This window comes from Nonomuraea sp. NPDC049158, assembly GCF_040648335.1.
Classification (GTDB): domain Bacteria; phylum Actinomycetota; class Actinomycetes; order Streptosporangiales; family Streptosporangiaceae; genus Nonomuraea.
The window spans coordinates 97,356-119,117 of sequence record NZ_JBEZDM010000026.1 but is presented as its reverse complement, the minus strand read 5'-3'; the positions used below and the strand labels follow the sequence as shown (position 1 = coordinate 119,117).

The 21,762-nt window shown below is 69.0% G+C and carries 15 protein-coding genes and 1 pseudogene; 9 read left to right on the top strand and 7 right to left on the bottom strand.

The window, feature by feature from the left end:
• Positions 1–150: 150 nt before the first annotated feature.
• The gene (locus AB0B61_RS40290; protein WP_358443843.1) at positions 151–489 is read left to right on the top strand and encodes a hypothetical protein; all 339 of its coding nucleotides are present in this window, start codon (positions 151–153) and stop codon (positions 487–489) included.
• 748 nt (positions 490–1,237) lie between these two features.
• Here the strand turns inward: AB0B61_RS40290 and AB0B61_RS40285 are convergent.
• The 4 genes and pseudogenes from AB0B61_RS40285 to AB0B61_RS40270 form a co-directional block, all read right to left on the bottom strand.
• A pseudogene (locus tag AB0B61_RS40285) lies at positions 1,238–2,370 on the bottom strand (transposase).
• A gap of 552 nt (positions 2,371–2,922) precedes the next feature.
• Positions 2,923–3,858 carry an ISAs1 family transposase gene (locus tag AB0B61_RS40280; protein ID WP_358443841.1) on the bottom strand — a complete coding sequence of 312 codons (936 nt, stop codon included), beginning with the start codon at positions 3,856–3,858 and terminating at the stop codon, positions 2,923–2,925.
• 304 nt (positions 3,859–4,162) lie between these two features.
• On the bottom strand, positions 4,163–4,435 hold the full coding sequence (locus AB0B61_RS40275; protein WP_358443838.1) for a hypothetical protein: 273 nt from the start codon (positions 4,433–4,435) through the stop codon (positions 4,163–4,165).
• Positions 4,436–4,527: 92 nt separating this feature from the next.
• Positions 4,528–4,926 (bottom strand): hypothetical protein, encoded by a 399-nt coding sequence (locus AB0B61_RS40270; RefSeq protein WP_358443835.1) that lies wholly within the window; start codon positions 4,924–4,926, stop codon positions 4,528–4,530.
• 1,310 nt (positions 4,927–6,236) lie between these two features.
• Here AB0B61_RS40270 and AB0B61_RS40265 point away from each other — a divergent pair.
• The 5 genes from AB0B61_RS40265 to AB0B61_RS40245 are packed head-to-tail and all read left to right on the top strand — an operon-like array spanning position 6,237 to position 16,256.
• Positions 6,237–9,809 carry a DUF4132 domain-containing protein gene (locus AB0B61_RS40265; protein ID WP_358443833.1) on the top strand — a complete coding sequence of 1,191 codons (3,573 nt, stop codon included), beginning with the start codon at positions 6,237–6,239 and terminating at the stop codon, positions 9,807–9,809.
• A complete protein-coding gene (locus AB0B61_RS40260) occupies positions 9,806–10,882 on the top strand; it encodes an AAA family ATPase (RefSeq protein WP_358443831.1) in 1,077 nt (358 codons plus the stop codon). The genes AB0B61_RS40265 and AB0B61_RS40260 overlap by 4 nt, the downstream gene beginning before the upstream one ends.
• Positions 10,883–10,885: 3 nt before the next feature.
• Positions 10,886–13,132 (top strand): DUF5682 family protein, encoded by a 2,247-nt coding sequence (locus tag AB0B61_RS40255; protein WP_358443828.1) that lies wholly within the window; start codon positions 10,886–10,888, stop codon positions 13,130–13,132.
• Positions 13,129–14,250 (top strand): VWA domain-containing protein, encoded by a 1,122-nt coding sequence (locus AB0B61_RS40250; protein WP_358443825.1) that lies wholly within the window; start codon positions 13,129–13,131, stop codon positions 14,248–14,250. The genes AB0B61_RS40255 and AB0B61_RS40250 overlap by 4 nt, the downstream gene beginning before the upstream one ends.
• A complete protein-coding gene (locus AB0B61_RS40245) occupies positions 14,247–16,256 on the top strand; it encodes a hypothetical protein (protein WP_358443823.1) in 2,010 nt (669 codons plus the stop codon). Before AB0B61_RS40250 ends, AB0B61_RS40245 begins: the two co-directional genes overlap by 4 nt.
• Positions 16,257–16,653: 397 nt before the next feature.
• Here the strand turns inward: AB0B61_RS40245 and AB0B61_RS40240 are convergent, their stop codons facing one another.
• Complete coding sequence (locus AB0B61_RS40240) at positions 16,654–17,547, bottom strand: helix-turn-helix transcriptional regulator (RefSeq protein WP_358443820.1); 894 nt, start codon at positions 17,545–17,547, stop codon at positions 16,654–16,656.
• A gap of 27 nt (positions 17,548–17,574) precedes the next feature.
• Complete coding sequence (locus AB0B61_RS40235) at positions 17,575–18,381, bottom strand: SDR family oxidoreductase (protein WP_358443817.1); 807 nt, start codon at positions 18,379–18,381, stop codon at positions 17,575–17,577.
• Between the two features lie 729 nt (positions 18,382–19,110).
• On the opposite strand from AB0B61_RS40235, the gene AB0B61_RS40230 reads away from it, so the two are divergent.
• The 3 genes from AB0B61_RS40230 to AB0B61_RS40220 all read left to right on the top strand — a co-directional run bounded on the left by AB0B61_RS40230 (position 19,111) and on the right by AB0B61_RS40220 (position 20,995).
• Complete coding sequence (locus AB0B61_RS40230) at positions 19,111–20,325, top strand: helix-turn-helix transcriptional regulator (RefSeq protein WP_358443815.1); 1,215 nt, start codon at positions 19,111–19,113, stop codon at positions 20,323–20,325.
• A gap of 68 nt (positions 20,326–20,393) precedes the next feature.
• Complete coding sequence (locus tag AB0B61_RS40225) at positions 20,394–20,663, top strand: hypothetical protein (protein ID WP_358443812.1); 270 nt, start codon at positions 20,394–20,396, stop codon at positions 20,661–20,663.
• Entirely contained in the window at positions 20,660–20,995 is a 336-nt protein-coding gene (locus AB0B61_RS40220) for a hypothetical protein (RefSeq protein ID WP_358443810.1), read from the top strand. The genes AB0B61_RS40225 and AB0B61_RS40220 overlap by 4 nt, the downstream gene beginning before the upstream one ends.
• A 126-nt stretch (positions 20,996–21,121) precedes the next feature.
• Here AB0B61_RS40220 and AB0B61_RS40215 read toward each other — a convergent pair whose 3' ends face one another.
• The gene (locus AB0B61_RS40215) at positions 21,122–21,760 is read right to left on the bottom strand and encodes a hypothetical protein (protein ID WP_358443807.1); all 639 of its coding nucleotides are present in this window, start codon (positions 21,758–21,760) and stop codon (positions 21,122–21,124) included.
• Positions 21,761–21,762: the final 2 nt, after the last annotated feature.

Below are 21,762 nucleotides of genomic sequence, written 5' to 3'. Positions count from 1 at the left end.
GGGAACGAGATGCTCCGTGATCACCAGACGTGATCCACTTGCTGGCCCGGCTGCGATCCGCTCGCCCCGCGACTTAGCCGATCCCACCGGAGCGCGAGCCGGAGCCCTGGAAACGAGTTTCGTCTATTTTCCGGCCAGCTCGGCAGCAGCATGCTCGTCATCCAGCCGAACGGCTGCCCTTCCGACGACACCTTAATCGCTCTCGCCCAGCACGGCCCGTGCCTGAGCGTCCAATGGAGCGACACAGCGCCGCCGGGAGTCACCTACATTTCCGAAGGCCAGGTCGTCGCCTCCTTCGATCCTTTCGATCAGGAGTCTGACCCGGTTCCTGATGATGGCAGCGTCCAGCGGTGGATCGCCAGCACGCCAGCCGGGCAGGAAATGTGGGATGAGGATTGGGCTCTTGCCACTCTCATCACCGCAGAAGCATTGTGCCAGAGTGCGGTTGACGATGAATGGGTACGCGCGACGCACGTAGCGGTTCCCTAACGTGAGCAATGCCAGCGGCGACGTCACTTCCGTTCGGCCAGCGCTACACGCCCCCGAACGCCCTAGTCATCGCGATGGAACGTAAGCATGATGGATACCCTCCCAGCGCATCATCTGAGATATGAGACCAATCCCGACGAATCGGTTGCCCTACCCCCTGCCTCTGCAGTCCAATGGCTTCATATCTTGGTCTCATACTCGATCACCGCGCCCAAGGGAGCCTCTTCTGGGCGTGGCCGAGAGTAGTGGCGTCGCGGCCGTGGATGTGGGCGGCGAGGTGACCGCCGAGCGTTCAGCAACGCTCAGGCGAGGCGTCGGCATCAAGGCGGCCTTCGTACGAGGCGAGGCGCTGTCAGTGTCCCACACGCTCGACCAGATGCCGAGAGCTACGCAGGCTAGGAAGCCGGTGATGAGCGCCGGCCGGGCCAGGCGATCCCAGCTTCGAAAGGGTGATCGCTGTGGTGGAGCTGAAGCGGAGTACTTTCGCCAGCTGAGGGAGTCTCGGATGGGGTGAGGAGCCAGGGCCGCGCCCGAAGCGGCAGGCCGTACGGTGGCCTCCTCAGCGGGCGCGGCTCATTGAATGACAGGACGGGCTGTCGTGGTCATTGTGCATGGTCCTCCTCTCGCTGCCCGTCCGTGCCAGAGTGACGCAGCGTGGCGATGTCTGGCGGAAACGACGCGGCATGCCAATGCGGCACAAAGTGAAGTGGACCCGGTCGCCCCGAGGCCGAAGGTGGATAAGCGTCAGCTACTCGTTCAAGGCATCGTTGATCTTCCCATTGATCTGCTCTTTCTGGCCGTCCATGCACTTCGCGTAGACCCGAAGAAGGACGTCCACGCTGTGACCGGCCCGCTTGGCGACCTCCGGAGCCGGGACACCCGCGTTCAGCCAGAGCGATACCGCCGCGTGGCGAAGGTCGTACGGCCGAGTGGCCAGCGACGAGGAGACCTGTTCCGGGGTAAGAGCGAGTTTGCGGGCTTCCTGCCAGACATAGGAGTGCGCCGAACTGGAGTAGCTGCCGCCGGATCCCGTGCTGAAGATCCTGCCGTCCTTGGCGGTGCCGTACTCGGCGATGTGCTCGCGAAGCATGGCGACCAGGATGGGCGGGATGGGGATCTCTCGCGTCTCCTTATCCGCGCGATGCTTCAAGCTGCGCGACTCGTGGGTCGCGCCGGAGTTGGTCCAGCGCTTCGTTCCCTGGGGCCGTGCCCTCTCCAGGACGAGCAGGCCCCAGCCCAACTCGGGCAAGCTGCAGTTCCTCAGCCGCAGGTCCGCCACCTCCTCCGGCCGAAGCGCGGCGTAGTAGATGCAGGCGAACAGGGCCTTGAGTCGAGGACCGCGCTTGCGGCCCACCTTGGGCACGGCGTCGAGGAGCCGAAGCGCTTGGGCCGGGTTGACCAGTGAGCGGAGCTGGTTGGCCAGCTGTTGCCGGTTCCAGACGGCGTCTTGTTGCGCCCGGGCCAGCACGGCGATCGCCTGGACCAGCTCGGAATCGGCCGGCAGAGGCCGGTGGTGGGCGGCGTCGACGCGCAAGATGTTGGCCAGGGTCATCGCGTCGGCGTGGTCGGATTTGGACCGGGCAACGGTGTGTCGTTCGCGGTAGCGGGCCACGGCCAGCGGGTTGATCGCGTACACCTTGCGCCCGGTGCCGCGCAGGCAGGACACCAGCAGGCCGCGGCTGGTCTCGATCGCCACCGGGATCGGGTCATCGGGACGGTCGCCGTGTTCGGCCAGTAGGTCGACCAGGGTCCGCCAGCCTTCGGCGTCGTCGCTGATGCGCGTTTGGCCATCAGCTTGCCGGCCTCGTCGACTATGGCGATGTCGTGGTGCTTTTCCGCCCAGTCGATCCCGCAGGTCACTGTCAACAGGGTCTCCTTCATCGCTCGTGCGCGTTGATGAGCCGTGCAGGGGCACGCCACGCCCTAATGAGAGAGCTCGGCGGCTCGACATCCGATCAGCAGTTCGTGGCCCCAGCCGGCCGCAGGCCCGCGTTCTGCGCAAGGGCTCAACAGCCCAGGTAGAGACAAGCGGTGTTTCCTGCGACTGGCTCACGCCACGATTTTGGCGAAAAGTACCGGCGGGGTGGCGGTCGAAGAGGGACCGAGACGCTTGGCCTTGGCAGAGGACTCCTGGTCCGGTATCAACACAGGCGTTCGCTCGGCCCCATCGACCGCCACCCCGCCAGGCCACGCCCCATCGCGCCCGCCTGCGCTCAGGAGTCAAACTCCGGTTCGAATCGAGACATCAGGGGCGAGCACCCGAGCCGGTGAGCTCGGGGTCGTACACAATCATTAGGTTCGAATCCTGCCGGGGGCACTCATCTCCACCAGGCATTTTGGCCTCTGACCTGCGACTTCTTGGTCGCAGGTCTTCTGCTTCCTAGGCCCTTGGTGCGCCGCCGAGGGCACCCGTATGCAGCCGTAGGACCATGATCACGGGATATGCTCGGGATGATCTTGGACGCGTTTCCCCAGGCCACTCCCCTGGCCCGCTTGATCGGCTGAACCAACATCGCCGGCGTTTGACCTGGACGCCTGGGCGGCGTGGGGGAAGGGCAGCCCGGGGCGGGCGGTGCAGATCTTCATGCGGCGGATTTCGCGGCGGCCGTGTCCGGTCTCGTCGGTGCGGTCGTTGAGGATCGCTTCGCGCCAGGGCAGGGCCTTGAGTCGGCGGTGCAAGGTGGGCTGGTTGCCCTTGGCGATGAACAGGTGGTGGCCGCCGGCGGCGATGATGTGGCGGGCGTGTTGGTGCTGGGTGTGCAGGGCGTCGGCGGTGATCACCGTGTGGGTGAGGTCAAGTCCGGACAGCAGGGGTGTGAACGCGGGGATCTCGTTGCTGTGGGCTTCGACCTGCCGCTGAGCTACGACGGTCTGAGTGTCGTGGCGGGTGGCGGCCAGCAGGTGCACCGTGGTGTCGGGGGTGCGGCTGCCGCGCAGGGTCTTGCCGTCCACGGCCAGGCCGATGAGCGGGGTTCGGTCCGAGGGCGGGCCGCAGGCGGCGAGTGAGGCCAGGTAGCCGCAGGTGGCAGTGTCGAAGGCGTCGCCGTCCAGCCGGGACAGCAGCCGCCCCAGGGTGCTGGCGGCCAGCTTGGCCGTGCCAGGCAGCCCGGCGCGGGCGCGAAGGTGTGGGTCGTATCCGGCGATGACCCGGGTGATCTTCGCCAGGGAAGTTGCGCCGCCGAGCACGGCGAGCAGGGATAACGCCAGCAGCGGGCCGAGCCGGTAGCGGCGTCCCCGACGGCTGCGCGGGTCGGGCACCGTGTCCAGCACCTCGGCCAGGGCCGGCAGATCGAGCAGGTCGGTCAGTGGGTCGGTGAGGGAGACGTGCTCCAGGTGGCAGGCGAGCACGTCTATCGGGGAAGATGGCACGCGAACGCGGCCCCTGTTCTTGATCGACTGGCGTAGACAACCAACGATCATCAGGGGCCGCGTTTGTCATTCACACCCCGGGGGTGCCCTCAACCACCACCCGGCCTCGTCGAGCCCGCGTAGGTCCTACCAGCCGAGAACGCTTCGCCCCTGACTGGGTGCCTACCCCGGCACGCCCGACGAGATCCTGATCGCCGGCCCGCTGTCCGAGGTGGCCGGCCACCTCGAACAGGTGCGTGCGCGGGCCCGCGCGCGCAAGGGCTGGACCATGGACACGTACCTGCTGCGGCGGCGCTAGCGCGGCTCAGCCACGGGTGCGGATCCACCAGCCGCGGTTCTCGTGGGTGCCGTCGGCCCATTGGCAGTAGTGCGAACGCCCGTCGAGCTGGTCCCAGAAGCGCCTGCGGTGATCGCAGGCGTCGAACGTGGAGAACGGCCCCTCCTGGGTCCAGTCCGTCGTGGTCGGCGGCGGCGCCGCCTGCGCTGCGGTGGCCGCCAGGGCGGGGGTGGCCGCCAGGGCGGGGGTGACGAGCGCGGCGGCCATCAGCGCACCGGCGGCCAGCTTGGATACTCGCATCGACTCTCCTCGAAGTTGGGAATGCCGCAACCGTAGGAAACGGCGCTTACAGATCGCTCACCGATCGCTTTCAGCCCAGGGTCGAAACGTTCTCATGTTGTAAGACCGAGTAGCTGGAGTCCGTCGGTGGGGTGGCTGCGGTAGTGGTCGGTGGCGGCGGCGATGTTGGTCCAGCCGATGAGGCGGGCCAGGCCGATGGCCAGGTTGCGGAGGCTGGCCATGATCCGGGGTGCGGTGCCGGTGCGGACTTTGGAGACGTCTTCGCGGTAGGTGACGTCGCGGATGTGGTGCGGGGCTTCGATGCTCCAGTGTCCGCGGATCAGCGCGGCGAGCTGGGCGTGGGTGATGCGTCCTGGTGGGAGGCTGGTGACGGCGTAGATCGTGACGATGGTGGTCTTGCCGGTGCGGTGGTCGGTGCGGCGGCGTTTGACCTGGATCGCCTGGGCGGCGTGGGGGAAGGGCAGCCCGGGGCGGGCGGTGCAGATCTTCATGCGGCGGATTTCGCGGCGGCCGTGTCCGGTCTCGTCGGTGCGGTTGTTGAGGATCGCTCTTATCGTACGACAAGCGCCTCGCCACCGGACATCAAGGCAACTGGCTGACCAGTACGGCCCAATTGGCCCCGCGCGGTGCCCGGACCACGAGTTTGTAAGCTTGCGGCCGTTGCGGGGGGTAGTCATCGACTGTATACGTGGTATAGCCGGCGATGCACTGGCGAACCATATGCACAGCACCAACTGCCTGGATGACCAATTCCCCCTCGAGCCCCACACAATCCACGGCAACCGTGAAAGAGGCACCAAGCCTTACTTTTGCGGTCCAGTAAATCCGTTCCGCCTTCTCGTCGGCATGAAATAATAGAACTTTTCCCTCAACCTTTCTTCTTAAGTCCACCAGAGGCCGCGCTTTGAAAGGAGAACGGCTGACCGAAGGGAGCGGACGAGAGGGTTCTGCGGCGGCGGATGGACTCTGTTCCGCCCGACCCCGGGCCGAGCAGCCCAGCAGAAGCGTGACAGCCATGACAACACCAGCTAACCTGCACATCACATGCCTTATCTCGATGATGGGACGATCGAAACCTCAACAACCTGCGCGGGCACCCCAAGCCATCGCAGGCTGAAAGATCCTATGGCCTATGCAGAGGACTTCTACGGGCCGGGGCGCGTTTATCGGCATAACGCCTGCGATCGTTATGGATGACTCGGAACTGCCGGAGACGCATCAGTTAGATTCGTCAACTCGTGGGGCTGCTCGCGCCGGGCAGGGCTAAGTCAGCGGTTGGGTATGAGGAGTAGCAGCGTAACGCGCGCCCAGAGGAAGTCCGCCGCGTGCGCATCTGTTCCGCATCCCCAAACGTACGACTTCCAAACACCGAGCCAAGAATAAGTCGACCGGACCACTCACCGGGCGGTCATCATCATCGGCTCCCTTACCGAATCACAGTGGATAGCAACCAAGTCCTTTAAATTTTCCGGCATCGCTTTTGCACTCGACCGACTTTAAATACAGGGCGACGGGGCCGCGAAACAGGACGGCCTGGCCGCGCCGCGGCGGAGCGTTCCCTAGATCGACAAGGTGCCCCTACCCGTTCCGGCGATGTCGGCTGGCCCGCGTGGGACAACCGCTGACGGCCTTCATCCAGATGCGTTGCGCAGTCGGCCGCTGCCAGCCCAAGACCGCCGCCGCCGCCGAGGACCTTCCCCGACCTCCCCAGCTGACCTTCCGCGCGACTTTGTCGGTCGTTAACGCCATACTCGCCGCTGTCGATCAAGAGGCTGACGGGATGCAGAGTGGAGGTATCGGCATGAGCGTGGAGCGCACGCTGACGTTCGTCGGCGGGGGTTCGGCCAAGTTCTGGGAAGTGCGTCAGGACGGCGCGGAGTTGCACATCCGCTATGGACGGCTGGGCGCGGCCGGTCAGACGCAGGTCAAGTCGTTCGGCTCGGCCGCCGTCGCCACGGCGGCCGCGGACAAGCTGGTGGCGGAGAAGTTACGCAAGGGCTACACGGAGGACGAAACGGCCTCCTCGTCGCAGAGAGTCTCCTCGCCGCAGGCGGCTTCCCCTGCAGCCGCTGGCAGCGTTGAGGACGAGGACCGGCTGACGTTGCCGCCCACCTGGTTGCGCGCTCTCTACCCCCGGAGGGGCGGAGCGAAAGTCTCCGTGAAGCGGCCGGACGCGAGCGCGCCAGAGAAACTGGCCGCCGAGCTGGACAAGCGCCGGAAGGAGCTCGCCGACGCGGTGGCGAAGTGCCCGGATCCGGAGCTCACGTCTGCGGGTGCGGCGTACCTTGCAGGGGAGCCCGTCGGCACACCGCTGGGCGCGGCGTACCTGGCAGGGGAGCCCGCCGGCACACCGCTGGGCGCAGCGGTGGTCGCCAAGACGGTGGCCGCGTCCCTGCCATGGACCGAGCGCGAGATGCTGTCCCTGTTCGCCGAGGCCTGGCTGGCAGAACGCGGCCCGGTGTTCGCGGCGGTGGCCGTGACCGAGCTTGCCTCGCTGGATTACGTCCACGACGGGGACACCTGGATAGTCCGCCGGCTGGCCGACGGCGAGGCCCCCGACCGGTGGCATGGCTGGGCCTCCGCCCTGCAGATCGACGCCCGGGTCCGCGCCGTGCTCGCCGCCGCGTCCGACGCCGAGTACGCCGAGGTCGTCGCGGCGCTGGCGGTGAGCCGCGAAGGCGGGCTCCATCACCGCGTGGCCGCCTCCTACCTGGTGCCCACCGAGACCGGCTGGGTCGCGGCCGACTGCGCCGAGGTGAGCCGGGTCCTCCCGGCTCTCGCCTGCCATCTGATCGCCGCCATCAGCACGCCGGAGCACGCCGAGCTGATCACGGACCAGGTGCGCGGTTACTACATAGGAGACTCCCTCGCCCTGCCCGCCACGGTCGTCGACGGCATGGGCGAGGCGGCCGTGCCGCTACTGGCCCTCTGGGTGGACCACGCCTACGGCGCGGACAGCCGGAAGCGGCTGCTGGACGTGCTCGCCGACCTGCCGTACGACACGGCGATGCGGGCGATCCTCGACCGCATCGAGCAGAAGTACACCCAGCCGGCCTTCCTGCGCGCGGCCTCCCGCTTCCCCCGCCGCGCTGTGCGGATGCTGGCCGAGTCCGGCGGCAAGGACGTGGACCTGCTGCTGCGCGCCCATGTGGCGGCCCATCCCGACCTGGTGGACGAGGTGCTCGCGAGCCTCGGCGACGGCCCCGCCGCCGAGCGCATCAACAAGATCGTGACCGCTGAGACCGTCGCCGCCGCTCCGCCGGAGGCCCTGCCCGAGGTGCTGGTCAGCCCGCCTTGGACCCGCCCGCGCAAGGCGCGCAAGGTGGTCGTGGTGAACGGCCTGGTGTGCACCGACGAACCGGCCCTGGTGTGGGCGCCGGGCGAGCAGGACAACTGGCGTTCCCCCCGGGCGGGTGAAGGGTCATGGGATCAGTCCTGGCGCCGGAGCTGGAAGGACATCGCCCGCGAGATCTCCGAGGGCCGGGACGGCCACTGGTCCGACGGGATCGCCCTGTTCGTCGGCGGGCCCGAGGAACTGGCCGCGCCGCTGATCGGGAAGTGGCGCCCTGGCGACCTGTGGGGGGCGGGCGAATGGATGCCGAAGGTGGTGGCCAGGTTCGGGCCGGCGGCGCTGCCCATGGTGCTCGACAGCGCCCGGCGCGGTCCCAGCTCGGTCGCCGCGTCGCTGCTGCCGTTCGCGGCGCCGGAGGCCGCCGGGCTGATGGCCGATTGGCTGTCCCGGCTGAAGTCCGTACGCGCCACCGCACTGGCCTGGCTGAACCGGCACCCCGGAACGGCCGCCAGGGCACTGATCCCGGCGGCTCTCGGCAAGCCCGGCGTGGCCAGGCTCCGGGCCGAGCAGGCGCTGGCGGCGCTGGTCGCGGGCGGCCACCGCGACACTGTGGCCGAGGCCGCCGCAGGGTACGGGTCCGCCGCCGAGGCCGCGATCGCCGACCTGCTCGTGGCCGACCCGCTCGACGCGCTGCCCGCCAAGATGCCCGTGCTGCCCGAGTGGACGCAGATCGCGATCATGACCCCGATCCACCTGCGCGGCGACGCGGGGGCGCTGCCTCCCGAGGCGGTCCGCCATGTGATGACGATGCTGGCGATCTCCAAGCCCGGCGACCCGTACGCCGGTCTCGCCGTGGTCAAGGAGGCCTGCGACGGCCGCAGCCTCGCCGACTTCGCCTGGGCGCTGTTCCAGCGTTGGCAGGCGGCCGGCTACCCGTCCAAGGAGAGCTGGGTGATGGACGCGCAGGCGCTGCTCGGCGACGACGAGACCGTACGGCGGCTGACCCCGCTGATCAGGACCTGGCCGGGCGAGGGCGGGCACGCGCGCGCGGTCACCGGTCTGGACCTGCTGGCCTCCATCGGCTCCGAGGTCGCGCTGATGCACCTGCACGGCATCGCCGAGAAGGTCAAGTTCAGCGGGCTGAAGAACCGGGCCAAGCTGAAGATGGACGAGGTCGCCGCCGAGCTCGGCCTGACGCCGCAGGAGCTGGCCGACCGGTTGGTGCCGGACTTCGGCCTGTCCGCCGACGGCAGCCTGACCCTCGACTACGGCCGCAGGCAGTTCGTGGTCGGCTTCGACGAGCAGCTCAAGCCGTACGTGGCCGACGCCTCGGGCAAGCGGCTGAAGAACCTGCCCAAGCCGGGCGCCAACGACGATCCGGAGCTCGCGCCCGCCGCCTACCGGCGCTTCGCCGGGCTGAAGAAGGACGTGCGCTCCGTGGCCGGGGACGCCATCCACCGCCTGGAGCAGGCCATGGTGAACCGGCGTCGCTGGAGCGCCGGCGACTTCGGCCGGCTGCTCGTCGGCCACCCGCTGCTCTGGCACATCGTACGGCGGCTCGTATGGGGCCTGTACGACCCGTCGGGCAAGCTCACGAGCACCCTGCGCGTGGCCGAGGACCGCAGCTTCGCCGACGTCGAGGACGACACGCTGACGTTGCCCGAAGACGCCCTCGTTGGCGTGGTGCACCCGCTGGAGCTGGGGGAGGACCTGGCCGCCTGGTCCGAGGTGTTGGCCGACTACGAGATCCTGCAGCCGTTCCCGCAGCTGGGCAGGGAGACGTACGAGCTGGATCCGGCACTGGTGGCCGAGATCGAAGCCGCCAAGATCCCCACCCGCGCGGTGATCGGCCTGGAGCGGCGAGGCTGGCGGCGCGGCGCGCCTCAGGACGCCGGCTGGCAGGGCTGGATCGAGCGGGACGTGCCCGGCGGCAGGACCTTCACGATCGGCCTCTACCCGGGCATCTCGATCGGCTACCCCGACTTCGCCGACGAGCAGACCCTGGTGGAGCTGGGGCTCGACGGCTTCGATCCGATCACCACCTCCGAGATCCTTCGAGACCTGAGGGACATCACCCGATGAACGAACACGCCCAGCGGCCCCCGGCCGAGATCCGCTACGCCGGCGAGCTGGCCAGGCTGCGGGAGCACGACACCGACGACCGGCCGCCCGGCTGGGCGCTCAGCCTGCGGGCTGCCCGCCGTTTCGTCCTCGGGGACGAGACGCTGGGCATCAGCCGCAAGTTCGTGGGCGATCCCTCGCTGATCGACCGGTCCTTGGTGACGCTCGCGACCAACCGCGGGCTGATGCTGGTGGGCGAGCCCGGCACGGCGAAGTCGCTGCTGTCCGAGCTGCTCGCCGCGGCCGTGAGCGGCACCTCGACGCTCACCATCCAGGGCGGCGCGGCCACCACCGAAGACCAGATCAAATACTCCTGGAACTACGCGCTGCTGGTCGCCGAGGGCCCCTCCGCCCGGTCGCTGGTGGCCGCGCCGCTGCTGCGTGGCATGGCCGAGGGCAAGGTGGTGCGCTTCGAGGAGATCACCCGGTGCCCGCTGGAGGTGCAGGACTGCCTGCTGTCACCGCTGTCGGACCGGGTGCTCGCCGTACCGGAGCTGGGCGGTCCCGAGTCGATGGTGTTCGCCCAGGAGGGGTTCACCATCCTCGCCACCGCCAACACCCGCGACCGCGGCGTCAATGAGATGAGCGCCGCGCTCAGGCGCCGCTTCAACTTCGAGACCGTCTTCCCGATCGCCGACTTCGACACAGAGTTGGCGTTGGTGGAGGCGGAGGCAGGGGCGCTGCTCAAACGCTCGGGCGTCACCGTGCCGCCGCGCCGCGACGTGCTGGAGGTCCTGGTCACCGCCTTCCGCGAGCTGCGCCAGGGGCAGACAGCGCGCGGCGACGCCACCGACCGGCTGTCGGGGGTGATGAGCACCGCGGAGGCTGTCTCGGTCGCCCATGCCGTCGGGCTGCGCGGCTGGTTCCTGCGCCGCGAGCCGGGCACCGCCGCCGACCTGGTCTCCTGCCTCGCCGGTACGGCCGCCAAGGACAACCCGGAGGATCTGGCCAAGCTCCGCAGGTACCTGGAGCGCAGGCGGCACGGCGACCAGTGGAAGGCCTTGTACGAGGCCCGCCACCTGCTGCCGGGCTGAACGATGGCGGTCATCTTCCTCGGCGTGCGGCACCACAGTCCCGCCTGCGCCCGGCTGGTCGCCGACACCATCCATTCCGTACGCCCCGCGTACGTGCTGGTCGAAGGCCCCGCGGACATGAACCACAGGATGGACGAGCTCCTGCTCGGCCACGAGCTGCCGATCGCCGTCTACACCAGCTACCGCGATCATGAGCGGCGCCACGGTTCATGGACACCGCTGTGCGACTACTCCCCGGAGTGGGCGGCGCTGACCGCGGGCCGCGAGGCCGGCGCCGAGCTGCGCTTCATCGACCTGCCCGCCTGGCATCCCGCGCTGGCGGACCTCAGCAACCGTTACGCCGACACCGAGGCCCGCTACAACGAGGTGACCGGACGGCTCTGCCGCGCCTTCGCCGTGGACAACGTGGACGCGCTGTGGGACCACCTGTTCGAGATCGAACCAGCCGACGGACTGGCCGAACGGCTGGCCACATACTTCGACCTCGTACGCGGCGACACCGAGACCGGTCCTGACGACACGGCCCGCGAGGCGTACATGGCGCAGTGGGTCCGGGCGGCCGCCGGCGACGCGGGCGAGCGGCCGGTGGTCGTGGTCATGGGCGGCTTCCACCGTCCCGCGCTGGTCCGGCTGGCCGAGCAGGGCGAGCGGAGCTGGCCGGAGGTGCCGCAGCCGCCCGAGGGGGCGGCGGTCGGCAGCTACCTGGTGCCGTACTCGTTCCGCCGGCTGGACGCCTTCGGCGGTTACCAGTCGGGCATGCCGTCGCCCGGCTACTACCAGGACCTGTGGGAGTACGGCCCCGACGGAGCCGCCCGCAGGCTCACCAAAGCGGTGACGGCCAGGCTGCGCGCCCAGCGCCAGCCGGTGTCCACCGCCGACCTCATCGCCGCGCGCGCCACCGCCGACGGGATCGCGCTGATGCGCGGCCACTCGCATCCGGCCCGGGTCGACGTGCTCGACGGCCTGGTCACCGCGCTTGTCGGCGAGGCGATCGAGACCCCGCTGCCCTGGGCGTCCCGCGGACCCCTCCAGGCGGGCCACCATCCGGTCATCGTGGAGATGATCGCGGCGCTCAGCGGTGACCGGGCAGGCCGCCTGCACCGCTCGACCCCGCTGCCGCCGCTGGTCCACGCGGTGCTCGCCGAGTTGGGCGGCCCCGGCGACGAACGGCTCCACCTCGGCGGGCAAGCCGACCGCGAGCGCAGCCGTTTCCTGCACAGGCTGCGCGTACTGGGCATCCCGGGCGTGGTCCGCACTGCGGGACCCCGCCCCGCGGGCGGCACCGAGCTGGACGAACAGTGGACACTGACCGAGACCGACGACCGCCTGCCCGCCCTGATCGAGGCAGGCGGGTACGGCGTGGACCCGCAGGAGGCGGCGGCCTCCGTACTCGCCGAGCGGATCAGGGACGCCGACCTGGACCAGCTGGCCGACGTGCTGTTCGACACCGCGCTGTGCGGCATCGGCGAGCTGGCGGGGCAAGTGCTCGACGACCTCGCGCGGGCGATCGTCGCGGCGGCCGACCTGGGCTCCCTGGGCCGCACCCTCACCGTTACCCTGGCGATGTGGCGCCACGACGACCTGTTCGCCACCAGAGGCAGCACCACCTTGGGCACCGTGGTACGGGCCGCCACCCTCCGGGCGTTGTGGTTGGCCGAAGGCGTGCTCGGCGGGCCCGTGCCCGCCGATCCGCAGCGCATCGACGCCATGGCCGCCGTACGCGACGCGCTCAGACACGCCGGCCCGCCGCTCGGCCTGGACATGGACGCGGCGCTGGGCGTCGCCGACCGCATCGCCGCCTGCCAGGACGCGCCGCCCGACCTGCGCGGAGCGTCACTCGGGCTGGGCTGGTCACTGCGCGGCACCGCCGCCGCGGACCCCGCGCGGGCGGTACGCGGCGCGTTCGTCCCCGCGTCGGCCGGCGACTGGCTGGCCGGGCTGTTCGCGCTCGCCCGGGAGGAGGTCCTGCACACCGGCGGCATGCTGGAGCTGCTCGACGAACTGGTCTCGGCGATGAGCGACCACGACTTCCTGGTGGCCCTGCCGGCGCTGCGCCACGCGTTCGGCTACTTCCCGCCCCGCGAGCGGCACCTCATCGCCACTCGCCTGGTCGAACCGCGCTCCGGCGCGGGTGCGTCCGCGTGGGACCTGATGCGGCTGGAGGCGGCGCCGGAACTGGTGGCCGCAGGTATGGCACTGGACGAACGAGTCGATGCGGCACTGCGCCGGGAGGGACTGATCACGCCATGACCGACCGCAGCCTCATACGGTGGCGCCTGCTGCTCGGCGAGGCCGGCGGCGCCTGCCTCGGCGGCGGGCAGCTCGACGAGGAGGCCGCCGGCCGCGACGCCGCCATGGACTGGCTGTACGGCCGCGACGAGGACCTGCGCAGGCGCGGCGTACGGCGGCAGGCCGGGAGCGGCCCGTCGACCCTGACCACCTTCGACTGGCTCGATGACATCACCCGCCTGTTCCCCAAGGAGACCATCGAACGCCTGCAACGCGACGCCGTCGAACGCTACGAGATCCACGACCTCGTCACCGACCCCGACGTGCTCGCGCGCATCGAGCCCAACCCCGCGCTGCTCAAGGCGGTCCTGCACACCAAACACCTGATGAACCCGCAGGTTTTGCGGCTGGCCAGGCGCATAGTGGAGCAGGTCGTACGGCAGCTCATGGAAAAGCTCGCCACCGAGGTGCGCAGCGCCTTCTCGGGCACCAAAGTACGGCGGCCGGGCCGGATGCGGCTGGCTCGCAACTTCGACATGGTCAGGACCCTGCGCGCCAACCTCGGCCGCTACCAGCCCGACACCGGCAAGGTCGTGATCGAGACCCCTCTGTTCTTCTCCCGTACCCGCCGCCACCTCGAACAGTGGCAGGTGATCCTGCTCGTCGACCAGTCCGGCTCGATGACCGACTCGGTGATCCACTCGGCGGTCACCGCGGCCTGCCTGTGGGGCCTGCCCGGCGTACGCACCCACCTGGTCGCCTTCGACACCGAAGTGGTGGACCTGACCTCCGACGTGGACGATCCCGTGGAACTGCTCATGAAGGTTCAGCTCGGCGGCGGCACCGACATCGCCCGCGCGGCGGCGTATGGCGCCGGACTCGTGGACCAGCCGCGGCGTGCCATCGTCGTGCTGATCTCCGACTTCTACGAGGGCGGTGATCCCCACCGGCTGGTACGCATCGTGCGTAACCTGGTCGAGCAGGGCAGCAAGGTCCTCGGCCTCGCCGCCCTCGATGAGCAGGCCAACCCCGCCTACGACCGGGAACTCGCGCAACGCCTGGCCGACGCCGGGGCGTACGTGGGCGCGATGACCCCCGGGGAGCTGGCGTCCTTCGTCGCGGAGCACGTGGGCCGATGAGAACGGATCTGCTCGGGCTCACCACAGACGCCCTGGCCGCGCTCACCAACCGCGGCCTGGTCAAGCGGGCGGGCAAGGAAACCGCGCCGGACCTGCGTACCGACGCCGACGGGACCGTGCACGGCGACTTCGCGGGCGGACCGACCGCGAGCCTGCCACCCGGCGGGCTCGACGCGGCCCGCTGCACGTGCGGCGCTACCGGGGTCTGCCGGCATGTCGTCGGAGTGGTGCTCGCCTACCAGCGCCGGCACGCCGGACCCGCCGCTGAGATCACCGATCGCCTGCCCGCTGCGACCGCCGATGGCCCGCCCGTCGAGACCGGCGAACATTCGCAGGTTGAGGGCCGTGATCCCGAACCCCCCGTCTGGTCGCCGGGGCAGGTGAGCGACGACGAGCTGACCGCCAGGATCGGCGCCCGCCTGATGAGCGCCGCCCGCCGTACCGAAAGGACTGGATACACCGCCCGCGTGCGCCGCGCCACCGCCGCCGATCCCGCGCCGCAGGTCGAGCTCGCCACCGCGACCGTGCGTTTCCTGATCCCCGGCGACCTCGGCTTCGTCCACACCGACGCCGTCGCGGGCAGCCGCGACGACGTCATCGCCCTCGCTGTGTGGGCGTTCCGGGTAGCCGACGAGCTGCATCCCGGGATGCGGGAGGTACGGGTCGACGTCGGCGGCGAAGCCGGAACTGGTACCGGATCCGGGCTGGAGCGGGCCCTGGGGCTGGCCGGCACGGTCCTGCGCGAAGGTGCGGCGCACCTCGGTCAGGGATTCGAAGCCACCATCGCCGACGTACAGCGCCATCTGGACGCCGCCGGATCGCGCTGGCCGCTGCTGGCCGTCGGCGACCTCGCCGAGCAACTGACCGCTTACCGCGACCGCAGCGCCTACTACCGTCCCGAGCTGCTCGCGAGCCACCTCGCCGAGCTCCACGCCCGGCACCGGGCCGTAACCCGCCCCGACGCCACCCTCCGCAGCAGCGTGCTCGGCACCGCCGAGGCCGCCGAGACCCCGTTGCGCCGGGCCCGGCTGGAGAGCCTGGGCTGCCGGATCCGCGGCCTCGGCGACCGGCGGATCGCCGAGATCTACCTCGCCCACAGCGACAGCGCGATGGTCCTGGTACTCCGCCGCGAATGGGACGGCGACGACGACGGCGCCGCGCTGGCACGGCGACGCATCGCCGGCTCCACGCTGGCCGCCCTGGCCACAGGTAACCTCGTCACGGAATCCGCCGTCCGCAGCGCCAGCCGTACCGTGCGGTTGGCCACAGGGCGGATCTCCAAGACGACGGTCAGCCCGTCGCGTGGCGACTGGGGTGAGCTCTCGCCGTCCCTGCTGGTGACCGACCTCGCCGCGCTCGGCCGCGAGCTCGACGCCCTCACGCTCCGGCCCATCCGTCCGCGCGTCGAAGCGGAGCTGGTACGCGTCTTCGCCGTCTCCCAGGTGGTGACCATGACCTACGCCGCCGGCGACCAGCGCCTCGACGCCCTCATCGCCGACCAGGCAGGCAACACCGCCACCGTCACCGCCACCCACACCGGTGCCGCCGCCGGCCGCCTCGACTCGCTGGCCGCCGTACTCGCCGGGGAGGAGGGCGAGCTGCGTTTCGTCAGCGGAGTGGCCGGCCGTACTGCGGGCGGTGTCGTCATTGACCCCATCGGCCTGGCCGCCGGCGACCGTGTCGTCGTACCCGACCTGCGAGCCGCCGGAGGCGGCGGCCCGCTCGCGGTCGCCGAGGACGACCAGCACGACCCGCTGACCGCCGTACTGATCGACACCCGCGGGCTGCTCGCAGAAGCGGCCCACCACGGCCTGTCCCACCTGCCGCCCACCTACGACGCCCGCCTCGACACCGCCGCGCGACGGCTGACCACGCTGGGGCTCCACCGCATCGCCCAGGCTGTTACGGCGTTCGCGGCGGCGCGATCCCAGGACTCGGGCGAGGCGGTAGAGCAGACCTGGATCGACGCCTACCTACGCCTGGAAGTGGCCCTGGATCTGACCTGACCGAATCCGGCCCCTCCGCCAACGCCTGGCACTACGCGGTGGTCCGCAGGGCACCAGGGGTATCGGATCTCGCCGTGCAACGCTTCCATCGCTGACCGGACGCCCTCCAGCATCTCCTTGCGATCCGCACAGCGGTTCGCCGACGGCGATGTTCGCGAAGCTGAACTACCGGTTCGGCCGCGGCGGCCATGCTGCGCCTCGCGGCCTGGATGGCGTACGACACCGGACGGCACGGCCTCGCCCAGCAGTACATGACGAAGGCGCTCCACCTGGCACGCGGGGCTGACAATCGGATGCTCGGCGGCCGGACCCTGGCCGGCATGAGCCACCAGGCCAACTACCTGGGCCACTACGGCATGGCGGTGAACCTCGCACAGGCCGCCCTGAAGGGGTTGGACTATCCGTTGTGTGCTTCGTGCTCGGTCGCCAGTGTCTGTTGGGTGGCCGCCCACGACGCCAGGAGCGCCAAATTGTCAGCGGTCGGTGTGCCCGCGGGTGCGGTGTAGACGTTGAGGTGCAGGCCGGGTTCGGCGGGCAGTTCCAGGGACTCGACGTCCAAGTCGAGCTGGCCCACGATCGGATGGCGCATACGCTTGCGGCCGGACCGGTGTAGCCGCACGTCCTGAGATGCCCACCGCTGCCGAAATAGCTCACTGCGCGTTGACAGTTCGCCGACTAGGGCGATCAGCTCCTCGTCGTGCGGATTGCGGCCGGCTTCCATACGTAGCTTCGCGGCCACGTCACCGACAATTTGGTCGTAGTCGACAAAGAAATCTCTGGCCGCCTCGGGGTTTAGATAGACGAACCGCGCTGTGTTCGCGGGCCGTCGCGGGTCGGTCAGCACCGGTGAATACAGCGCGCGAGCGAGTTGATTCATGGCGAGCACGTCATAACGGCCGTTACCGATCCAGGCCGGCGCATCGGAGATCGCGTCGAGCACCTGCTGCAGCGTCGAGCGCACCGTCACGGCAGGCCTACGCCGGCGTGGGCCGCTGGGCGCCCTGGATTGGCGCGCGAGGCGGAACAGGTGGTCGCGCTCGGCCTCGTCGAGCTGCAAGGCGGAGGCCAACGCGTCGAGCACGCCATCGGAGGCACCGGCGAGGCCGCCGCGCTCCATGCGCACGTAGTAGTCGACCGATACCCCCGCCAGTAGCGCAACCTCCTCGCGGCGCAGACCTTTGACCCGACGGTTGCCGCCGTAAGCGGGCAGGCCCGCCTGCTCGGGTGCGATGCGGGCGCGACGCGAGCTGAGAAACTCCCGGATCTCGGTGCGTGGATCCATCGTGGCCATCCCCTCACCGTAAACCCGTCCCGCAGCCTAAGGGGTACCCGATGCGGTCGTCGCAATGCCGCCGTCTACCGGGATGATGGTGCCCGTGAGGTAGGACCCAGCCCGGCTAGCGAGAAACACGGCGATACCCGCCATGTCGTCGTCGCGGCCGAGCCGGCGCAGAGGGGCCGCCGCCGCGATCGTGTCGCCTATGGCATCGAGCGTGGACGCCATCATCTGCGACGGGAACACTCCCGGTGCTACCGCGTTCACCGTGACGTGCTGTGGGCCCAGCTCTCTGGCAAGCACTCTGGTGAGTTGATGGAGTGCCGCTTTGCTGCTGGCGTACGAGTAGTTGGGCGACTGGGCGACGTGGATGGCGGCGATACTGCCGATGTTAATGATCCGCGCGGGATCATCGGCGGTGCCCGCCCTGCGAAGTGCGGGGAGCAGCGCCTGCACCAGCCAGAACGGCGACTTGAGGTTGAGGTCGATCACTGCGTCCCAGGCCTCGTCCGGGAACGTTGCCAGCGGCTCGCGCCACATCGCTCCCGCGTTGTTGACAAGGATGTCCAGGCGTTCCGAGTCGACCTTGACAAGTTCAGCGAGGCGCTGACACTCGTCGTGCCTGGACAGGTCGGCAGGGATTGCTTGAACGTCACCGAATTCGGACAGTAGATGCTGTGCCTCCGCGCACGCGTCTGCCTTGCGTGAGCTGATGACGACGCGGGCGCCCGCCTGGAGAAGGCCGCGCGCTATCATCATCCCAATTCCCCTGGTGCCGCCAGTGACAAGGGCGCACTTCCCACTCAGATCGAAAAGTTCTTTGTGAGTGGTGAATTGGTTGTTCGCCATTGGTCTCCGCCTCTTCTGTCGTGGAAGAATGCGCCGACACGGTCGCGCATTCGGGGCAGCTGAATTGAACTGTTGGGGATAAAGCTGCAGTGCGTGTCCATGGAGTTTTGTCGGCGCTTTCGACTCAACCAGGTTGACAGGCGTTTTGGACGTCTGGGAGACCCTGGTGATCCAGGTACTGTGAGAGCCCCCTTGCCTGGTGCGCTGACTCACCCCGGATCCACCGGCTTGATTCCCGGTTGATCGTTTCGGGGTCGTGCAGGCCGTGTTGGGGCTGAGTTGCGGATTCGGGCATGGGTGGCCGCTGGTCTGCCCAGCTCTTCCGCTTTGTCCACAGGTCTCGGGCCCTTTCGGGCAGGTCGGTCAGGGAGCGTCAGAGGGCCGGCGGTGCCATGCACCGTGCTGAACAGCTGGGTGAAGTCCTCGCTCCAGGGCCAGCGTTCGGGCAGGTGCAGGGTGAGGCGGCGGGCGGAGCGGGCCAGGCGGGCGGGCACGTTGATCAGGCGGTCACGGATGGTGGCGGTGGTCGCCCTGGCATGGCACGCGGAGGCCAGTGCGCCGGCGGCGCGGGCAATTCCGGATTATCTGATCAATAGGTAGATACACCCGCTTTTCGACGCCGATGCTCGTCTTCCTGCAGATGAGCATGTCCTGTCCATCGCATCCATGGAATGAAAATGCCCTGCACCGTAGCCTGAGGTTGACGAGACTTCAGGAGGTGCAGGGCTTGTGTACGACGAAAATACCGTCGGGCCGAGGCTGCGGACCCTTCGCAAATGGCGCAAGTTGAGCCTGGTCCAGCTCGCCGGCCAGGCGGGCATGAGCAAGAGCCATCTGTCCGATATCGAGCGCGGGCGAAAGGCGCTCGATCGGCGGTCCTGGATCGCCGGTCTGGCCAACGCGCTGCGGGTGTCGGAGACCGAGATCGTGGGTGGTCCGCATCTGACTCAGGACGACGTACAGTCGGCGCCGCACGCCTACATTCCGCCCTTGAGAGACGCGTTGGAATCCAATGGAGTGTACCTGCATCCCGTGGTCGACCGCGCCCGACCCTTGGACGAGCTGACCGCGCTCATGGCGGGTGACATCGAGGCGAGGCGGCGCGAGTACGATTACGTCGAGGTCGGGAAACTGCTGCCCGACCTGATTGACGAACTCCACTTCCACGCCTCTGAGGGCGACGAGTATGCGCAGCGCCGAGCGTGGGAAACGCTCATTGAGGCGTACATGTGCGCGGCCGGCATGGCCCGCACCCTCACCTATCCCGACCTTGGGCACATGGCGGCCATGCGCGCCGATGAGGTTGCGGTCAAGCTGGGCGATCCCATCACGCGAGGCAAGGTGACGTTCTCCCTCATCCGACCTAACGCCAGCAACTGGAACCGGGTCAGGGTCATGGCCGAGCGCGCGGCCAACGAACTTGAGCCGCACGTCCGCACCCCGGGTGACCTTCAGGTGCTCGGCATGCTGACCCTGAATGCGGCAATGGCGTGCGCCGCCACCAACAACCACCAAGCGGCCGGCCACTGGCTCAACGAAGCCGATGAGCTGGCTCGGCGGGTGCCCGATGACATGGGCTCCAACTGGCAGGCATTCTGCACCACCAACGTCAATACCTGGCGGATAGCGGTCGGTGTGGAGTACGGGGAATCGGGCGCGCTGGTCGCAGGCAAGGCCGGACACGTCGATGAAAGCAAGCTCCGGATGCATACCGCGCGACGCAGTTCGTTCTACTCAGACGTAGGTCGCGGTCTAGCGCGCGACCCTAAAACCAGAGAAGAAGCCATCAAATGGCTTAAAATGGGCGAAACCATCGCCCCTCAACGATTCAGAAATGATCCCAAAGTACGCTCAACAGTTACCGTGATGCTGGAGCGGGCCAGACTCGATGCGATCGGCCGGGAACTGCGTGGCATGGCGGCGCGGCTGGGCATTCCCCACTAGCCAGGGGTTTTCCGAAATTCCGCTCCAGCGGAATGCGCTATGTGATCTATTTCCTACGGTGCGTAGCCATGGAGATAGACACAGTCATCAGCGCCAGGCAACACCTTGACCGGCTCCGCACCGAGCTGGAACAGCGCGGATGGAAAGCCGTCCACCACGGCACCGACGGGCGACCCCTCCTGCACGTACTCAATCCCCTCGACCTCAACCTGAACGAAACCGTCACGGTCGTGGCCGGGCGATTCTCCTGGAACTGGGGCCCGGACCTCGGGCATGTCGACGACGTGCGGGCGATCACCGATCGCATCGTGCACGTGTTGCGGCTGGTTGGGACATGACCGACCCCGACGCCACGCTACACGCCCTGCTCCAGACCGCCCGCCTGCACGCACACGAGGTCGTCGCACAGGCCAAGCGGTCGACAGACTTGTGGGAGCTGCAACTGTCCGTGCTGCGCACAACGTACGCGCCATGGGACATCGACCGCGAGCAGGATACCGCCGGTCGGTTCTGGTGGACGGCCGTTCTGCGCCAGCCGGTCACCCTGGAGATGGCTGCGGCCGGAGTACTGCCGAAGGCCGGCCAGCCGGACGCGATCGGACTCGCTGCGGCGCTGGCCTGGCAGTCCGCCCTGCTGCACACCGCACGCCTGCGCGCAGAGCCGCCGTAAGGCCGGCCGAAGCCTCCAGCCGTCACCCGGCCAAGTGAGCACTCAGCACAAAAGTACTGGTGGGTGCCGACCGTGATGCGCAGATCGCCGGTAGCGGCGTTCTGCGCATCACGGTCGGCCTGATCCCTACTGCGGGATGGTTGCGGGAACCGGGCGTACGGCGAGCGACTGGCTCAGCGGGCGCTTCCCACCGGTGCTGAACGGCGATCCGGGAGCCTGCTTCAGCGTGCCGCCGGATCCGATCGCGAACGCGACCACCTGGCTCGTGTCCTGGATGTTGGCGAAGACGTCCCGGCCGTCCGGTGTGATCGCGACCGCCGCGGTGCCAGCAGTGGGGGCGGGCGAGTCGGCGGTCGGCGTGAGCGAGCCGTCCGCGTGGATCGTGAAGCCGAGCAGGCCGCCGGGGGGCGAGCCAGTGTCGAGGTTGGCGCAGACGTACAGGTGCTGCCCATCGGGCGTGACCTTGAGACCGACCGGGAACGGCACGGAGACCGGCAACCCGGGCACGGGTTTCAGCGAGCCATCCTTACCGACCCGGAACCCCTGCACGTTCTGCGCGACGTTCGAGGTCACGTACAACAGGCCGCCGTCCGCGCTCATCGTGATCCCGTAGTTGGCCGGCCCGGCCTTCGCCACGTCCTGCGGGGGTCCGAGCGAGCCGTCCGGCAGCAGGGCGTATCTGGTGATGGGCCGCGCCGGGCTGTCTTCGGTCTCGTCCGCGTCCGCGTACGAGAGGTAGAGGAAGCGCCCGTCGGGGGACAGCACCG

Coding starts and splice junctions, on each gene's coding strand:
- AB0B61_RS40290 (WP_358443843.1), top strand. CDS start 151: ATGCTCGTCATCCAGCCGAACGGCTGCCCTTCCGACGACACCTTAATC.
- AB0B61_RS40275 (WP_358443838.1), bottom strand. CDS start 4,435: ATGCGAGTATCCAAGCTGGCCGCCGGTGCGCTGATGGCCGCCGCGCTC.
- AB0B61_RS40270 (WP_358443835.1), bottom strand. CDS start 4,926: ATGAAGATCTGCACCGCCCGCCCCGGGCTGCCCTTCCCCCACGCCGCC.
- AB0B61_RS40265 (WP_358443833.1), top strand. CDS start 6,237: ATGAGCGTGGAGCGCACGCTGACGTTCGTCGGCGGGGGTTCGGCCAAG.
- AB0B61_RS40260 (WP_358443831.1), top strand. CDS start 9,806: ATGAACGAACACGCCCAGCGGCCCCCGGCCGAGATCCGCTACGCCGGC.
- AB0B61_RS40255 (WP_358443828.1), top strand. CDS start 10,886: ATGGCGGTCATCTTCCTCGGCGTGCGGCACCACAGTCCCGCCTGCGCC.
- AB0B61_RS40250 (WP_358443825.1), top strand. CDS start 13,129: ATGACCGACCGCAGCCTCATACGGTGGCGCCTGCTGCTCGGCGAGGCC.
- AB0B61_RS40245 (WP_358443823.1), top strand. CDS start 14,247: ATGAGAACGGATCTGCTCGGGCTCACCACAGACGCCCTGGCCGCGCTC.
- AB0B61_RS40240 (WP_358443820.1), bottom strand. CDS start 17,547: ATGGCCACGATGGATCCACGCACCGAGATCCGGGAGTTTCTCAGCTCG.
- AB0B61_RS40235 (WP_358443817.1), bottom strand. CDS start 18,381: ATGGCGAACAACCAATTCACCACTCACAAAGAACTTTTCGATCTGAGT.
- AB0B61_RS40225 (WP_358443812.1), top strand. CDS start 20,394: ATGGAGATAGACACAGTCATCAGCGCCAGGCAACACCTTGACCGGCTC.
- AB0B61_RS40220 (WP_358443810.1), top strand. CDS start 20,660: ATGACCGACCCCGACGCCACGCTACACGCCCTGCTCCAGACCGCCCGC.